This is a genomic window from Mesorhizobium sp. Pch-S (assembly GCF_004136315.1).
GTDB lineage: Bacteria > Pseudomonadota > Alphaproteobacteria > Rhizobiales > Rhizobiaceae > Mesorhizobium.
In genome coordinates this window covers 1,047,355-1,062,832 of the sequence record NZ_CP029562.1, presented here as the reverse complement: position 1 = coordinate 1,062,832, position 15,478 = coordinate 1,047,355, and the positions used below count along the sequence as shown (strand labels likewise).

Genomic DNA, 15,478 nt, shown 5'->3' with positions numbered 1-15,478 from the left:
AGGCTCGCACATGAATATCCATACCCCGACCGTCACCGTTGGCGAATTGCCGGCATCGCGCAAGGTCTACAAACCGGGCGTCATCCATCCCGGCCTGCGCGTGCCGATGCGCGAGATCTCCGTGCATCCGACTGCCGGCGAGCCGCCGGTCACGGTCTATGATTCCTCGGGGCCCTACACCGACACCAACGTGCAGACCGATATCGAGCGCGGCCTGCCGCGCCTGCGCGAAGAATGGGTCGTCGCGCGCGGCGATGTCGAGCGCTACGAGGGTCGGCTGGTCAAGCCGGAGGACAATGGCTTCGTCTCCGGTGAGCGGCTGACGCCGGAATTCCCGGTGCGCAACCAGCCGTTCCGGGCTAGGGGCGGACGTGCCGTCACCCAGCTCGCTTACGCCCGCGCCGGCATCATCACGCCGGAGATGGAATTCATCGCCATTCGCGAAAACCTCGGCCGCCAGGCGGTGCACACCAAGCTGCAGCGCGATGGCGAGAGCTTCGGTGCGGCGGTCCCCGACTACGTCACGCCGGAGTTCGTGCGCGACGAGGTTGCGCGCGGCCGCGCCATCATCCCGGCCAACATCAACCATCCGGAAGCCGAGCCGATGATCATCGGCCGCAATTTCCTGGTCAAGATCAACGCCAATATCGGCAATTCGGCCGTCACCTCGTCCATGGCCGAGGAGGTGGAAAAGATGGTCTGGGCAACCCGCTGGGGCGCCGACACGGTGATGGACCTTTCCACCGGCCGCAACATCCACAACATCCGCGACTGGATCCTGCGCAATTCGCCGGTGCCGATCGGCACCGTGCCGCTCTACCAGGCGCTGGAAAAGGTCGGCGGCGTTGCCGAGGATCTCTCCTGGGAGGTGTTCCGCGACACGCTGATCGAACAGGCGGAGCAGGGCGTCGACTATTTCACCATCCATGCCGGCGTGCGGCTGCCCTACATTCCGCTCACCGTCGATCGCGTCACCGGCATCGTCAGCCGCGGCGGTTCGATCATGGCCAAGTGGTGCCTCTACCATCACAGGGAAAGCTTCCTCTACGAGCATTTCGAGGAGATCTGCGACATCTGCCGCGCCTATGACGTGTCGTTCTCGCTGGGCGACGGGCTGCGGCCCGGCTCCATCGCCGACGCCAACGATGCCGCGCAGTTCGCAGAGCTGGAGACGCTGGGCGAACTGACGCAGATCGCCTGGGCCAAGGATTGCCAGGTGATGATCGAGGGTCCCGGTCACGTGCCGATGCACAAGATCAAGGAAAACATGGACAAGCAGCTCGCCGTCTGCGGCGAGGCGCCGTTCTACACGCTCGGGCCGCTCACCACCGATATCGCACCCGGCTATGACCACATCACCAGCGGCATCGGCGCTGCCATGATCGGCTGGTTCGGCACCGCCATGCTCTGCTACGTCACGCCCAAGGAACATCTCGGCCTGCCCGACCGCAATGACGTGAAGGTCGGCGTCATCACCTACAAGATCGCCGCCCATGCCGCCGACCTCGCCAAGGGCCATCCCGCCGCCAAGGTCCGGGACGACGCCTTGTCGCGCGCCCGCTTCGAGTTCCGTTGGGAAGACCAGTTCAACCTCTCGCTCGATCCCGAAACAGCGCGCGCCTTCCACGACGAGACCTTGCCCAAGGAAGCGCACAAGGTGGCGCATTTCTGCTCCATGTGCGGGCCGAAATTCTGCTCCATGCGCATCTCGCACGACATCCGTGCCGAGGCACAGAAGGAAGGCATGGCAGCGATGGCGGAAAAGTTCCGCGTCGGCGGCGATCTCTATTTGCCGCTCGATTCCGTCGACATCGTCGACGTGGCCGCTTCCGTCGAAGCTACGGAGGCGGGGGCCGACCAGCCATGAAAGCGCTGGTCAAGGGAGCCGGCGTCGCCGGACTGACGCTGGCCTACGAGCTGGCGTCGCGCGGCGCCGACGTCACCGTCATCGAAAAACGGCATCGCCTTGCCGGCAGCGCCTCCTGGGCTGCCGGCGGCATGCTGGCGCCGTGGTGCGAGCGCGAGAGCGCGGAAGAGGCGGTCGTCACGCTGGGGCGCCTGGCGCTCGACTGGTGGGACACCGTGCTGCCGGGCCATGTCGTGCGCACCGGCACGCTGGTGGTGGCGCCGGCACGGGATGCCGGCGAGCTCGACCGTTTCGCGCGGCGCACGACAGGGTACTCGACGATCGGCGAAGAGGCCGTTGCCGCGCTCGAACCGGATCTCGCCGGCCGGTTCCGGCGCGGGCTGTTCTTCACGCAGGAGGCACATCTCGATCCGCGCCGCGCCCTGGCGACCCTCAGGGACAGGCTGCTCGGGATGGGTGTGCGCTTCGAATTCGGCTATGGCGCGGTGCGGGTGCCGGAGCCGGTCGACATCGAGGCCGATTGCACCGGCATCGCGGCAGGCGTTCCGGGCCTGCGCGGCGTACGCGGCGAGATGCTCCTGCTGCATGCGCCGGATGTTTCACTGGCGCGCCCGGTTCGGCTGCTGCATCCGCGCTTTCCGGTCTATGTCGTGCCGCGCGCCGATCATCTGTTCATGGTCGGCGCGACGATGATCGAAAGCGACGCCAATGACCCCGTCACCGCGCGCTCGATGATGGAGCTGCTCGGTGCCGCCTATGCGCTGCACCCGGCGTTCGGCGAGGCCGAGATCGTCGAGGCCGGTGTCGGCGTGCGCCCGGCCTTTGCCGACAACCTGCCGCGCGTCAGCCGCGAAGCCAACCGGGTCTCGATCAACGGCCTCTATCGCCACGGCTTCCTGCTGGCGCCGGCCATGGCAAGGCAGGCGGCCGATCTGATCTTCAAATCGCAAGGGGAGCTCGCCCATGCGGCTCATCATTAACGGCGAGAGCCGCGAGGTCGACGCCGGCACGCTGGCCGCACTGCTCGCCGAACTCGACTACGAGGGCGGCTGGCTGGCAACGGCGCTCAACGGCGAAGTGGTGCCGGCCAGGGAGCGCGAGACCTGCCGGATCGCCGACGGCGATCGCATCGAAATCCTGTCGCCGATGAAGGGAGGGTGAGACATGACGAGTTTATCCTCACTGAGAGCATCCGCGGTCGCACTGCCCCTCATCGCCCTGCCGGGCACTTCTCCCCGTAAACGGGGAGAAGGAGGCTGGCGCCGGCGAAGACGCTCATTCTGCAACGCTGGCGATTGGCGAAACCCTTGGCGCAAGTCGCCCTCTCCCCGTTTACGGGGAGAGGATGCCGGCAGGCAGGTGAGGGGCAGCGCGACACGCGAGGGTTCAGCCCCTTCACCCGCCACCAAGGAGCACCCCTGATGCTCGAACTCTATGGACAGCAGTTCTCATCACGCCTGCTGCTGGGCACAGCACTTTATCCGTCGCCGGCGATCATGGCCGATGCAGTGACAGCCTCGAAGACCGAGATCGTGACGGTGTCGTTGCGCCGGGAAAGCGCCGGCGGCAAGACGGGCGGGCAGTTCTGGTCGCTGATCCAGTCGCTCGGCGTGCGCGTGCTGCCCAACACCGCCGGCTGCCATTCGGTGAAGGAAGCCGTCACCACGGCGCAGATGGCGCGCGAGGTCTTTGCCACCAACTGGATCAAGCTGGAGGTCATCGGCAATCACGACACCTTGCAGCCGGACGTGTTCGGACTGGTCGAGGCCGCGCGTATCCTGAGCGGGGACGGCTTCGAGGTGTTTCCCTACACCACCGACGATCTGGTCGTGGCCGAGCGGCTGCTGGAGGCCGGCTGCAGGCTGCTGATGCCGTGGTGTGCGCCGATCGGCTCGGCGCGTGGACCGCAGAATGTCGATGCGCTGCGCTCGCTGCGCGGCCATTTCCCCGAGGTGCCGCTGATCGTCGATGCCGGTATTGGCCGGCCGTCGCACGCGGCCGCGGTCATGGAACTCGGTTACGACGCCGTCCTGCTCAACACCGCCGTCGCCAGGGCCGGCGATCCGGTGGCGATGGCCAGCGCCTTCGGCAAGGCGATCGCGGCGGGGCGGGAGGCTTTCCACGCCGGTCCGCTCGAACCGCGCGACATGGCCGTTCCCTCCACCCCCGTCATCGGCATGGCAGCGTTCTCATGAAACTCGACCCATTCTACCTCATCGTCGATTCCGCTGCCTGGATCGAACGGCTGGTACCGCTTGGCGTGAAGCTGGTGCAGCTCCGCGTCAAGGACACGCCGGACGAGGCGCTGCGTGTGGAGATCCGCGCCGCCAGGGCGACATGCGAACGCCACGGCTGCCAGCTCGTCGTCAACGATTACTGGCAACTCGCCATCGAAGAGGGCTGCGACTTCGTTCATCTCGGCCAGGAGGATCTGGCCGAGGCTGATGTCGGGGCGATCCGCCGGGCAGGGCTGAAGCTCGGCCTGAGCACGCATGACCACTCCGAACTGGCGACGGCGCTGGCGGCAGGACCCGACTATGTCGCGCTGGGCCCGGTCTATCCGACCATCCTCAAGGCCATGAAATGGGCGCCGCAAGGCCTCGACCGCATCGCCGAATGGAAGCGCCGGGCAGGTGATACGCCGCTTGTCGCCATCGGCGGATTGACCGTCGAGCGCATTCCGGGTGTCCTTGCGCAAGGCGCCGACAGCGCTGCCGTCGTCACCGACATCACCCGCAATGCCGATCCGGAAGCCCGCACCCGCGCATGGCTGGCGGCCACCGCACCATGGCGGTGACGCCCGGGCGGCATGTTCTGGTGGTCGCCGGCTCGGACTCCAGCGGCGGCGCCGGCATCGCGCGCGATGTCGAGACGATCGCGGCCTTCGGCCTGCGTGCCTGTCTCGCGGTTACGGCCGTGACCGTGCAGACCCACGGCGCGGTCGAGCGGGTCGAGCAGATGCCGGCCGACCTGATCGCGGCGCAGATGCGCGCCGCCTTTGCTGCCAACGCGATAGCCGCGGTCAAGATCGGCATGCTGGGCAGTTCAGATGCCATAACCGCGGTTGCCTCCGTTCTCGCCAGCCGCCTGCCGTTGCCGGTGTTGCTCGATCCAGTCCTTGCCTCGACGTCGGGTCGCGCGCTGCTTCCTATGGATGCTATCGATGTCCTGAAACGCCGGCTGATGCCGCTGTGTACGCTGGTCACGCCCAATCTGCCGGAACTCGGCCTGTTGAGCGGCAAACCGGCGGCAACAGACGAGGCCGGCATCATCGGTCAGGCGGGGTCGCTGTTCGAAAGCGGCGTTCCGGCCTTGCTGGTCAAGGGCGGTCATGCAGGGGGCGATCGCTCGGTCGACCTTCTTCTGCGCGCCAGCGCGAAGCCGTCACGTTTCGAAGCGCCGCGCCTCGATGTCAGCATGCGTGGTACCGGCTGCATGCTGGCCAGCGCCATCGCTGCCGGACTGGGTCTGGGGGATGACCTGCCAACGGCCGTTGGCAAGGCAAAGGATCATGTCTTTGAAAGGCTGGAGCGGGAAGGACGGCGAACCGGCAGGCCTGCTTCGCAAGTCGCGCTGCTCTAAGCGTCCATGGTTTCCGTCAGGATTCGCTTGTCCGCACCATCGACCACCAGTGCCGTCAGCCTGCCGCTCTGGTAGGCGGCGGTGTCGACGTTGACGCGGTTGGGCATCAGCTCGGCTTCCGCCTGCGGTGTATGACCGTGCACGATCACCTTTTCGTAGAGCCCGGGATGATCGAGGAAGATGGCGCGAACCCAGATCAGGTCGTCATGCGCCTGCCGGTCGAGCGCGATGCCGGGACGCACGCCGGCGTGGCAGAAGAAGAAATCACCGAACGAAACCGAATAGGGCAGGTCGTGCAGGAACTGTTTCTGTTCGGGCGACACGGCGCTGACGAGACCCTTCCAGCCTTGTTCGAGCGAGGCCGGATCGGCGAAATCGATCGCGACGCCGTAGGAAAGAGCCGTCTCGCGACCGCCATAACGTGCGAACAGCCCATCGGCGTCCGGCATCGCCAGGAAATCGCGGAAGCCGATATCATGGTTGCCGGCCAGCGCGATGATGCGCGGGTCGCGCTTCTCGGCGGCGATCAGGAAATCGATGACGCCTTTGGAGTCCGGGCCGCGGTCGACATAGTCGCCGAGATGGATGATGCGCCAGTCAGCCGGCCGGTCGCGTTCGATTTCGGCTGCGATCTGCCTGTGCATGCCGGACAAAAGATCGAGCCGGCCGTGCACGTCGCCGATGGCGTAGAGGCGCATGCCGTCCGGCGCGCGGGCGTCGAGGAAATGGATGCCGTCGGTCAAAGGAGAAGCTGCTTTCAAATCGGTTCGGGAGCGCTGAATTATGATCCCGAACCGAAGGTCAGCGAAGCGGAAAGTCGCGGAACTTTTGGACAAGGATGCGGCAAAATGGGGAGATAACGATTCTTTGGCGGGAGGGCTGTGTGACGCTTCGCTAGATGACGCTCCGGTTGCCTTCGTCATCTACGAGCACGAGGGCGCTGCCGCGCACTTGGCCGCGGTATTTTTCGAAGAAGGCATCGAGGCGTTCACGATCTTTTTTGGTCTTTGGATTCAAGAAGGCCTGCGCCTTTTCAAACCGCGCTTCGTGAAGTGGCGAGCCTGAGTTGGCCATCCAAGCCAGCTTACGAAACACGAATTCGATCCGCCCCATTAGCATGTCTCCGTTGTCCATCGAACTCTAGCAAGTCAGCGCCTGAGAGGCCACTGCTGATCAGGGACATTCGGACCGGGATGCGCCAAAACAGCAAGCTAGCGTTGCGGTTCCGTGATTTGAAGATAGCAGCAGTGCACTAGCGGTAAAGCATGTGCTTGCCGGCATCCTTGATGTCGCGTTTGCCGCACAGCGCCAGCGTCAGGTCGAGTTCCTTGCGGATGATCTCCAGCGCCTGCGTGACGCCTTTCTTTCCGGCCGCGCCGAGCCCGTAGAGGAATGGACGGCCGATATAGGTGCCCTTGGCGCCGAGGCAGAGCGCCTTCAGCACATCCTGCCCGGAACGGATGCCGCCATCCATGTGGACCTCGATCTGGTCGCCGACGGTGTCGACGATCTCTTCCAGCACCGCAATGGAGGAGGGGGCGCCGTCGAGCTGGCGGCCGCCATGGTTGGAGATGATGATGGCGTCGGCGCCGGTCTTGGCGGCCAGCACCGCGTCTTCCTTGTCCAGAATGCCTTTCAGGATCAGCTTGCCGCCCCAGCGCTGGCGGATCCATTCGACGTCGTCCCAGGACAGCGTCTGGTCGAACTGGTCGTTCGTCCAGGACGACAGCGAGGCGAGGTCGCCGACGCCCTTCACATGGCCGACGATGTTGCGGAAGGTGCGGCGCTTGGTTCCGAGCATGCCGAGGCACCAGCCGGGCCTGATCGCCATGTCGATCAGGTTCGGCAAGGTCAATCGCGGCGGAGCCGACAGGCCATTGCGCACATCCTTGTGGCGCTGTGCCAGGATCTGCAGGTCGAGCGTCAGCACCAGCGCCGAACATTTGGCGGCCTTGGCGCGATCGATCAGGTTGAGCACGAAGTCCTTGTCGCGCATCACGTAGAGCTGGAACCAGAACGGCTTGCTGGTTACCGAGGCGACGTCTTCGATCGAGCAGATGCTCATGGTCGACAGCGTGAACGGCACGCCGAACTCCTCGGCCGCCTGTGCCGCCAGCATTTCGCCATCTGCATGCTGCATGCCGGTCGAGCCCGTCGGCGCCAGCGCCACCGGCATCGAGACGGTCTCTCCGATCATGGTCGAGGCCAGCGAGCGGTTGGCCATGTCGACCAGCACGCGCTGGCGCAGCTTGATCTTGCCGAAGTCTTCTTCGTTGGCGCGGTAGGTGCTCTCCGTCCAGGCGCCGGAATCGGCATAGTCGAAGAACATCTTCGGCACGCGCCGGCGTGCCTGGTTCTTCAGATCGTCGATGGTCAGAAGCATGCTCATTCCGCTTTCCCGGTTTCGCGTGCCGCCGCGTCCGTTTCGTTGCGCCTGCGGCCGGATTCCCCGTCACGCTGTTTCACGTCCCCGCCACGCTGTTTCAGCCGCAGCCGCGACACGCGTTGCCAGTCGCCGCTGCGCTCGGCTTCCACCATGGAGCGTTCGACATAGGTGATATGGTCCATCGCCGCCTTACGTGCCGCCGCCGGGTTGCCCGATTTGACGGCGGCATGGATGGCGCGGTGCTGGGCAAGCAATTCGTCGCGCGCGCCAGGCAAGGTGAACACCAGCAGCCGGTTCTGGAACACGCCTTCCGACAGCAGGCGGTAGCAGGAGCGCAAGGTGTGGAGCAGGATGATGTTGTGTGCGCATTCGCCGACGGCATTGTGGAACTCGACGTCGATGTCGGCTTCGTGCTGGAAGTCGCCGGTGCGGTGCGCCTCGTCCATGCGCGCCATGATGCGGTCGAGCAGGGCAAGGTCGTCCGGCGTGGCGCGCCGGGCCGCATATTCGGCGGCAACCCCCTCGATCTCGCGGCGGTACTCCAGATAATCGGCGGCCGCCTTGCGGTGCGAGGAGATCAGCTCCATCACCGGCTTGGAGAACACCTGGCCGATCACGTCGGCGACATGGGTGCCGCCGCCATGCCGGGTCGTCAGCAGGCCGCGCGTCTCCAGCGCCTTCAGCGCATCGCGCAGGATCGGCCGCGACACCTCGAACTGGCGCGCGAGGTCGCGTTCGCCCGGCAGCCGGTCGGCCGGGCGCAGCACGCCTTCGAGGATCAGGGCCTCGATCTGCGCCACCACCTCGTCGGCGGTGCGCGAATGATCGATGCGGGAAAAGATGTCGCCCAAGGGAGTGCCCGAGAAAAAGCTTCTGCAGCCCAGAATAGCGGCAATCACGCAAACTGGTCAATTAATCTATCCAATTTGATGTTCAAAGGAGAGGCGATGACGGTCGCTTTGGCGGCATTGCTCCAGGAGTTTTCATTGTCACGGCCCGGGATTGCTCCTAGAGCTTTACAAAAGACAGGGCTCGGAACCTGGGGGAACTGCCGTGTCGGACGACCAGTCCAATCTCGAATTCCGGCCGCGTGCCATTGGCAGCGTGCTGGGTTTTCCCGCGCATGAGGGCCGCCCGAGCGCGCTCGGCGAGGTGCATGCCCGCCCGCACCCGCTGGTCGAGACACCGCGCGTCCTGATCCAGCTTTCCTTCATGACCGAGGGCGGCACCAGCGTCGATCACGCCGTGCTGTCCGAGCTTTCGCGCCGGCTCGGCATTGCCGCACCCGGCAGCCAGGCGCGCCTCCATGCCATGAAGTGGGGCAAGGGTTCGCTGCGCTGGGAGCGCCACACCGAATTCTCGACCTATCTGTGGGAAGGGCCGCTCGACGAAAGCGGGCGTGCGCATGAGGACACGCCGTTCGGCAACGGTTTCTCGCCGCCCGGAACGGTTATTTCCGGCATCCGGCTGGAGATTCGTAACTGGACGGCCGCCAACGAGAAGCTGCTCGACGGTTTCGACCCCACCAGCCTGTGTTTCTCGCTGGTCGAGCGTGGCGCTGCCGCCATCGTCGCCGACTTCCGCCAGGATGGCGACGGCCTGACGCGCATCCTGGTGCTCAACCGCTCGCTGACCGCGGCGAGCACCGGCGCGCTGTCGCAGCGTCTGCTCGATATCGAGACCTATCGAACGCTGGCCATGCTCGGGCTGCCGCTGGCGCTGTCGCTGTCGGCGCGCGTGCGCCGCATCGAGGACAAGCTGGCCGTCATCACGCGCGAGATGAAGGCGGCGGAAACCCGCGACAGCCAGACCTTGCTGGCCGACCTGACCGAACTCGCCGCCGAGCTGGAGGCGGATGCGGCTTCCAGCCTCTATCGTTTCGGCGCCAGCCGCGCTTATGACGGCATCGTCACGGAGCGCCTGGAAGCGCTCGATGAGGAGGTGGTGCCGGGCTACGACACCTGGGCCGGCTTCCTGCAGCGCCGCGTCGCGCCGGCCATGCGCACCTGCCGTTCGGTCGAGGAGCGGCAGGCGAACCTGTCGCGCAAGCTGACGCGCGCCACCACGCTGCTGCGCACCTGGGTCGATGTCGAGGTTGAAAAGCAGAACCGCGACCTGCTCGCCTCGATGAACAACCGCGCCCGCCTGCAGCTGCGCCTGCAGCAGACGGTGGAGGGCCTGTCGGTGGCGGCGGTGTCTTATTATGTCGTCGGGCTGATCGGCTATCTCGCCAAGGGCGCTTCCTTCTTCGGCCATGCCTTTGCGCCGGAAGTGGTCACGGCCGCATCGGTGCCGGTCGCCGTGCTGCTGGTCTGGTGGGGTGTGCGCCGTGTGCAGCGCCTGCACGGCGAGCCGGCAGGCCACGCGGGCGAATAGCGTAGAACGATCGATCCTGTTTGCCAGCGTCAGATTGACGCGCGGGAAGGTGCGCGTGCGGCCGTCAGTGCCTGGGCCCAAAGCATCATTTGCAAGCACTGCACCAAATTGGTAAAAAGCTTTTACCAGTCAGCCTATTTGCCAAGCGGGAGGCATCATGTCCGGTCTTGCCATGCCTAAGCCGGATGAGGCGACCCTTGCGCGGCGCGCCACCATCGTCGCCGATCTCAGGTCGATCGTTCCGGGCGAAGGCGTCGTCGAGACCGTCAACGAGATGCGCGCCTTCGAAAGCGACGGACTGACCGCTTATCGCCAGCTTCCGCTGGTCGTGGTGCTGCCCGAGACGGTGGCGCAGGTGTCGCGCGTGCTGAAATATTGCAACGAACGCAACATCCGCGTCGTGCCGCGCGGCGCCGGCACCTCGTTGTCCGGTGGTGCCTTGCCGCTGGAAGACGCGGTCCTGCTGGTGATGAGCCGTTTCAACCGCATCCTCGGCATCGACTATCCCAACCGCACCGTGACCGCGCAGCCGGGTGTCACCAATCTCGGCATCACCCATGCGGTGGAGCAGGAGGGGTTCTACTACGCGCCGGACCCGTCCTCGCAGATCGCCTGCTCGATCGGCGGCAATGTCGCGGAGAATTCCGGCGGCGTGCACTGCCTGAAATACGGTCTCACCGCCAACAACGTGCTGGGCATCGAAATGGTGCTGATGAATGGCGAGGTGGTGCGGCTCGGCGGCAAGCATCTCGATGCCGAGGGTTATGACCTGCTCGGCCTGATGACCGGCTCGGAAGGCCTGCTCGGCGTCGTCACCGAAGTGACCGTGCGCATCCTGAAGAAGCCGGAGACGGCGCGCGCCCTGCTGATCGGTTTCCCGACCAGCGAGCAGGGCGGCCAGTGCGTGGCCGACATCATCGGCGCCGGCATCATTCCCGGCGGCATGGAGATGATGGACCGGCCGGCGATCCACGCGGCGGAGGATTTCGTGCAGGCCGGCTATCCGCTGGAATGCGAGGCGCTGCTGATCGTCGAACTCGACGGGCCGGCGGTCGAGGTCGATCACCTGATCGGCGCCGTCGAGGCGATCGCCATCAAAAATGGCTCGACCACCTGCATCATCTCGAATTCGGAGGAAGAGCGCCTGCGTTTCTGGGCCGGCCGCAAGGCAGCCTTCCCGGCGGTCGGGCGCATCTCGCCGGACTACTACTGCATGGACGGCACCATTCCGCGCAAGGAACTGCCGCGCGTGCTGGCCGGCATGCGCGACCTGTCCGAGACCTACGGCCTGCGCGTCGCCAATGTCTTCCATGCCGGCGACGGCAACCTGCATCCGCTGATCCTCTACGATGCCAATGTGCCGGGCGAACTGGACAAGGCCGAGAAGTTCGGCGCCGACATCCTGCGGCTCTGCGTCGAGGTCGGAGGCGTGCTGACCGGCGAACATGGCGTCGGCGTCGAGAAGCGCGACCTGATGCCGGAGATGTTCAGCGGGGCCGATCTCGACCAGCAGATGCGGGTGAAATGCGCCTTCGACCCCAACCATCTGCTCAACCCCGGCAAGGTGTTTCCGCAACTGCGCCGCTGCGCCGAACTCGGCCGCATGCATGTGCATCGCGGCCAGGTCGCCTTTCCCGACATTCCGAGGTTTTGAACGATGGGGCGATTGGCTGGGCCACAGTCCAAGGGGCAGATATTGCGCGCTTGGATACGACAGACCAAGGAACAACGTGAGGTGTTGGATCGCTTGGCAACCGTTCCGCCAAGGCCCTTGGCGAACCCTCCTTCCATGCGCCGACGCATGGCGTTGCTCTGTTATGTCGCTCGTGAGCTGCCTGATGGTTTGGGGATCGCCCGCCAACATCGCCCGCCTTACACACCCGACATGCGCTGGCTGGTCGAGCATGGCTATCTGCGACTGGAGCGCGTACGCGCCGGGCCCGGTCGTCTCTGGAGCTTTCTTGTCCTGTCGGATTCAGGCCAGCGCAGGGTGTCGACCTACGATCTTTCCCAAGCAGACTGGAACTGGATTGCCGCGGCTTTCCATCACGGCATGCTCAAGTGAGACGGATCTCGTGCAACTGAGGCAAGCAACATTGGTCGGTATCGCGCGTGGCGACGTCACGCTGGCCTTCCGGCGCTGGTTGCGCCCGACGGTGAAAGCCGGCACCGGCCTGCGCACCGCCGCCGGCGTGGTGCGCATCGGTGCCGTCGAGCCTGTCGATGAACGGGATCTGACGGATGCCGAGGCGCAGGCGGCTGGCTTTGCCGATCGCGCGGCGCTGCTGGCCGATCTGCGTTCGGACGGCGATCGCAGGCTTTATCGGATCGTTCTCGATGGCATCGAACCGGACCAGCGGGTTGCCCTGCGTCGCGAGGGCGAACTTTCCGAAGCCGACTGGCATGATCTGGCGGCCCGCTTCGCGCGCTGGGACAAGGCGAAGCCGGGTTATTTCCCGTCGATTCTGAGCGCTATCGGCGCCCATCCGGGCAAACCGGCTGGCGAACTCGCGCTGGCTGCCGGCGTCGAGAAGCTGAAGTTCAAGCAGGATGTGCGCAGGCTGAAGGAGCTTGGCCTGACGGAAAGCCTTGAAATCGGCTACCGGCTCTCGCCGCGTGGCGAGGCGGTGCTGGAGAAGTTGCGGGAGCATCGGCTGTGACCACCTTCACCCCAACCTCGCCTGCCGAAGTCCTTTCCGCCGTGCAATGGGCTGTTGCCGAAGAGGCGCCGCTGGAGATCGTCGGCCATGGCTCCAAGCGCGCGATTGGCCGCCCCCTGCAGACCGAGCACACGCTCGATCTTTCGAAGCTCACCGGCGTCACGCTCTACGAACCGGCGGAGCTGGTGCTGTCGGCGCGTGCCGGAACGCCGCTGGCTCAGATCGAGACGCTGCTTGCCGAAAACGGCCAGCAGCTTGCTTTCGAGCCGATGGACTATGCCCGGCTGCTCGGGCAGGAACCCGGCAAAGGCACCATCGGCGGCGTGCTTGCGGCCAACCTTTCCGGCCCGCGCCGGCTGAAGGCTGGAGCTGCCCGCGACCATATCCTCGGTATCCATGCCGTATCGGGGCGTGGCGAGGCGTTCAAATCCGGCGGACGCGTCGTCAAGAACGTCACCGGCTACGATCTCTCCAAGGCGATGGCGGGATCATGGGGCACGCTCGCGGTGTTTTCCGACGTCACCTTCAAGGTCCTGCCGGCGGCGGAAACCGAGGTGACGCTGGCCGTGCGCGGCCTGCTCGACGACAACGCCACTGCTGCCATGTCGCTGGCGCTTGGCTCGAGCGCCGAAGTGTCGAGCGCCGCGCATCTGCCGGAACGCATCGCGGCGCGTGTTGCCGGCGGCGTCCTGGGCAGCGCGGCGGCGACCCTGCTGCGTGTCGAGGGTTTTGGCCCCTCGGTGAGCTATCGCATCGGTGCCTTGAAGAATCTGCTGCGTAATGCCGGACCGCTGCAGGAGATCGCCGGCGAAGCATCCGAAGCGATCTGGCGCGATGTCCGAGACTGCGTGCCGTTCGCCGGTTCCGACAAGCCGCTCTGGCGCGTGTCTATGGCACCCGCCGACGGCCATGCCATGGTGATGGCGCTGCGCATGCAGTTTGCGGTGGAAGTGTTCTACGACTGGCAGGGCGGGCTGATCTGGCTCAGCATGGAAATGGGCGAACCGGAAGATCAGCTGGTGCGGGCGGCGGTGCAGCATTTTGGCGGCGGCCATGCGACGCTGGTCCGGGCTGCCCCCGGCATCCGTGCCGCCACACCGGTGTTCCAGCCGCAGCCATCGGCCCTGGCGGCCTTGGCCCACCGGCTCAAATCCGAGTTCGACCCCAGGCAGATCCTCAACCCAGGCCGGATGGCGTAGCGATGCAGACCTCTTTCACCGCCGATCAGCTTGCCGATCCGCATGTCGCGGAATCGGAGAAGATCCTGCGCAAATGCGTGCATTGCGGCTTCTGCACTGCCACCTGTCCGACCTATGTGACGCTTGGCAACGAACTCGACAGCCCGCGCGGGCGCATCTACCTGATCAAGGACATGCTGGAAAACGGCCGTCCGGCCGACAAGGAGATCGTCACCCATGTCGATCGTTGCCTGTCCTGTCTCGCCTGCATGACGACCTGCCCCTCGGGCGTCAACTACATGCATCTGGTCGATCATGCGCGCAGCCATATCGAAAAGACCTACAGGCGGCCGCTGGCCGACCGATTGATCCGCTCCGTGCTCGCCTTCGTGCTGCCGCATCCGGCGCGCTTCCGCGCCGCGCTGAAGCTGGCAAGGCTCGGCCGGCCTTTCTTGGGACTGTTCGAAAACAGCAAAACGCTGAAGCCGCTTGCCGCATGCTGAAGCTGGCACCCATCAGCGTGCCGGCGGCATCGCCATTGGCGAGGCCCGGTGTGCACAGTGCCGCGAGAGCACAGAAGCGCGGGCGGGTCGCCTTGCTCACCGGTTGCGCGCAGCAGGTGCTGGAGCCCGGCATCAACGAGGCGACGGTCTCGCTGCTCAACAGGCTTGGCATTGACGTGGTACTGCCCGAAGGCGAGGGCTGTTGCGGCTCGCTGGTCCATCATATGGGGCGTGAGGAAGCGGCACTCGCCTCGGCCCGCCGCAATGTCGATGCCTGGATGCGGGAGATCGACGGCGAGGGGCTGGATGCCATCGTCATCACCGCCTCGGGCTGTGGCACCACGATCAAGGACTATGGCTTCATGCTGCGGCTGGACCCCGCCTATGCCGAAAAAGCGGCGAAGGTGTCGGCGCTGGCCAGGGACGTGACCGAATATCTCGCCACGCTCGACCTGCCGGAACCCGTGCGCAAGTCGGGCACGGTCGTAGCCTATCATTCCGCCTGCTCGATGCAGCATGGCCAGAAGATCACGCGTCAGCCGAAGGAGCTGCTCGCCCGTGCCGGTTTCGTGGTGAAGGAGCCGCGCGAAGGGCATCTGTGCTGCGGTTCCGCTGGCACCTACAACATTCTGCAGTCGGAGATTTCGGCCCGCCTGCTCGAACGCAAGGTCAGGAACATCACCGCCACCGGCGCCGAAGTGGTCGCCACCGGCAACATCGGCTGCATCACGCAGATCGGTTCAGCCGCGAAACTGCCGGTGGTGCACACGGTGAAGCTGCTCGACTGGGCCTATGGCGGCGAGCCGCCGGCCGAACTGCGAAAAGCAGGTTAGAGCATTTGTAGCCAAGTGGGATCACTTGGCGTTGCAAAAATGCGACGAAAACAAAACTCGGAGCGTTTCCGCGTTTCCGTGAAAAACGGAAAC

At 65.4% G+C, this 15,478-nt stretch carries 15 protein-coding genes and 1 pseudogene; 12 read left to right on the top strand and 4 right to left on the bottom strand.

Features of this window, described 5'->3' with window-relative positions; all coding sequences use genetic code 11:
* Positions 1-10 precede the first annotated feature (10 nt).
* The 6 genes from thiC to C1M53_RS04900 all read left to right on the top strand — a co-directional run bounded on the left by thiC (position 11) and on the right by C1M53_RS04900 (position 5,449).
* Complete coding sequence (thiC, locus tag C1M53_RS04925; protein WP_245488451.1) at positions 11-1,867, top strand: phosphomethylpyrimidine synthase ThiC; 1,857 nt, start codon at positions 11-13, stop codon at positions 1,865-1,867.
* On the top strand, positions 1,864-2,847 hold the full coding sequence (gene thiO / locus C1M53_RS04920; protein ID WP_129411221.1) for a glycine oxidase ThiO: 984 nt from the start codon (positions 1,864-1,866) through the stop codon (positions 2,845-2,847). Before thiC ends, thiO begins: the two co-directional genes overlap by 4 nt.
* Complete coding sequence (gene thiS / locus C1M53_RS04915) at positions 2,831-3,028, top strand: sulfur carrier protein ThiS (RefSeq protein ID WP_129411220.1); 198 nt, start codon at positions 2,831-2,833, stop codon at positions 3,026-3,028. Before thiO ends, thiS begins: the two co-directional genes overlap by 17 nt.
* A 260-nt stretch (positions 3,029-3,288) precedes the next feature.
* Positions 3,289-4,062, top strand: a complete 774-nt coding sequence (locus C1M53_RS04910; protein WP_129411219.1) for a thiazole synthase — start codon at positions 3,289-3,291, stop codon at positions 4,060-4,062.
* Entirely contained in the window at positions 4,059-4,664 is a 606-nt protein-coding gene (locus C1M53_RS04905) for a thiamine phosphate synthase (RefSeq protein ID WP_129411218.1), read from the top strand. The genes C1M53_RS04910 and C1M53_RS04905 overlap by 4 nt, the downstream gene beginning before the upstream one ends.
* Complete coding sequence (locus tag C1M53_RS04900) at positions 4,634-5,449, top strand: hydroxymethylpyrimidine/phosphomethylpyrimidine kinase (RefSeq protein WP_245488450.1); 816 nt, start codon at positions 4,634-4,636, stop codon at positions 5,447-5,449. The genes C1M53_RS04905 and C1M53_RS04900 overlap by 31 nt, the downstream gene beginning before the upstream one ends.
* On the opposite strand, the gene C1M53_RS04895 is transcribed toward C1M53_RS04900, so the two are convergent.
* The 4 genes from C1M53_RS04895 to C1M53_RS04880 form a co-directional block, all read right to left on the bottom strand.
* Positions 5,446-6,147, bottom strand: coding sequence for a metallophosphoesterase (locus C1M53_RS04895; RefSeq protein ID WP_129416025.1), 702 nt, complete (start codon positions 6,145-6,147; stop codon positions 5,446-5,448). The two genes, C1M53_RS04900 and C1M53_RS04895, sit on opposite strands and share 4 nt — an antisense overlap.
* Positions 6,148-6,343: 196 nt before the next feature.
* Positions 6,344-6,562, bottom strand: a complete 219-nt coding sequence (locus C1M53_RS04890) for a hypothetical protein (protein ID WP_129411217.1) — start codon at positions 6,560-6,562, stop codon at positions 6,344-6,346.
* Between the two features lie 139 nt (positions 6,563-6,701).
* Complete coding sequence (locus C1M53_RS04885; protein ID WP_129411216.1) at positions 6,702-7,838, bottom strand: alpha-hydroxy acid oxidase; 1,137 nt, start codon at positions 7,836-7,838, stop codon at positions 6,702-6,704.
* Positions 7,835-8,686, bottom strand: a complete 852-nt coding sequence (locus tag C1M53_RS04880; protein ID WP_129411215.1) for an FCD domain-containing protein — start codon at positions 8,684-8,686, stop codon at positions 7,835-7,837. The genes C1M53_RS04885 and C1M53_RS04880 overlap by 4 nt, the downstream gene beginning before the upstream one ends.
* A 202-nt stretch (positions 8,687-8,888) precedes the next feature.
* On the opposite strand from C1M53_RS04880, the gene C1M53_RS04875 reads away from it, so the two are divergent.
* The 6 genes and pseudogenes from C1M53_RS04875 to glcF all read left to right on the top strand — a co-directional run bounded on the left by C1M53_RS04875 (position 8,889) and on the right by glcF (position 15,385).
* The gene (locus tag C1M53_RS04875) at positions 8,889-10,211 is read left to right on the top strand and encodes a DUF3422 family protein (protein WP_129411214.1); all 1,323 of its coding nucleotides are present in this window, start codon (positions 8,889-8,891) and stop codon (positions 10,209-10,211) included.
* Positions 10,212-10,368: 157 nt separating this feature from the next.
* Positions 10,369-11,865: an FAD-linked oxidase C-terminal domain-containing protein gene (locus C1M53_RS04870; RefSeq protein WP_129411213.1), complete on the top strand. Its 1,497-nt coding sequence runs from the start codon at positions 10,369-10,371 to the stop codon at positions 11,863-11,865.
* Positions 11,866-12,012: 147 nt separating this feature from the next.
* Positions 12,013-12,276, top strand: a complete 264-nt coding sequence (locus tag C1M53_RS04865) for a hypothetical protein (RefSeq protein ID WP_129411212.1) — start codon at positions 12,013-12,015, stop codon at positions 12,274-12,276.
* Between the two features lie 10 nt (positions 12,277-12,286).
* Positions 12,287-12,871 carry an ASCH domain-containing protein gene (locus C1M53_RS04860; protein WP_129411211.1) on the top strand — a complete coding sequence of 195 codons (585 nt, stop codon included), beginning with the start codon at positions 12,287-12,289 and terminating at the stop codon, positions 12,869-12,871.
* Positions 12,868-14,070 (top strand): glycolate oxidase subunit GlcE, encoded by a 1,203-nt coding sequence (gene glcE / locus C1M53_RS04855; RefSeq protein ID WP_129411210.1) that lies wholly within the window; start codon positions 12,868-12,870, stop codon positions 14,068-14,070. Before C1M53_RS04860 ends, glcE begins: the two co-directional genes overlap by 4 nt.
* Before the next feature lie 2 nt (positions 14,071-14,072).
* Positions 14,073-15,385 (top strand): annotated as a pseudogene (glcF, locus tag C1M53_RS04850) (glycolate oxidase subunit GlcF).
* Positions 15,386-15,478 lie beyond the last annotated feature (93 nt).

Excerpts from the sequence above, each read along its gene's own strand:
- thiC (WP_245488451.1), top strand. The coding sequence starts at position 11 with ATGAATATCCATACCCCGACCGTCACCGTTGGCGAATTGCCGGCATCG.
- thiO (WP_129411221.1), top strand. The coding sequence starts at position 1,864 with ATGAAAGCGCTGGTCAAGGGAGCCGGCGTCGCCGGACTGACGCTGGCC.
- thiS (WP_129411220.1), top strand. The coding sequence starts at position 2,831 with ATGCGGCTCATCATTAACGGCGAGAGCCGCGAGGTCGACGCCGGCACG.
- C1M53_RS04910 (WP_129411219.1), top strand. The coding sequence starts at position 3,289 with ATGCTCGAACTCTATGGACAGCAGTTCTCATCACGCCTGCTGCTGGGC.
- C1M53_RS04905 (WP_129411218.1), top strand. The coding sequence starts at position 4,059 with ATGAAACTCGACCCATTCTACCTCATCGTCGATTCCGCTGCCTGGATC.
- C1M53_RS04900 (WP_245488450.1), top strand. The coding sequence starts at position 4,634 with ATGGCTGGCGGCCACCGCACCATGGCGGTGACGCCCGGGCGGCATGTT.
- C1M53_RS04895 (WP_129416025.1), bottom strand. The coding sequence starts at position 6,147 with ATGCGCCTCTACGCCATCGGCGACGTGCACGGCCGGCTCGATCTTTTG.
- C1M53_RS04890 (WP_129411217.1), bottom strand. The coding sequence starts at position 6,562 with ATGGGGCGGATCGAATTCGTGTTTCGTAAGCTGGCTTGGATGGCCAAC.
- C1M53_RS04885 (WP_129411216.1), bottom strand. The coding sequence starts at position 7,838 with ATGAGCATGCTTCTGACCATCGACGATCTGAAGAACCAGGCACGCCGG.
- C1M53_RS04870 (WP_129411213.1), top strand. The coding sequence starts at position 10,369 with ATGTCCGGTCTTGCCATGCCTAAGCCGGATGAGGCGACCCTTGCGCGG.
- C1M53_RS04865 (WP_129411212.1), top strand. The coding sequence starts at position 12,013 with ATGGCGTTGCTCTGTTATGTCGCTCGTGAGCTGCCTGATGGTTTGGGG.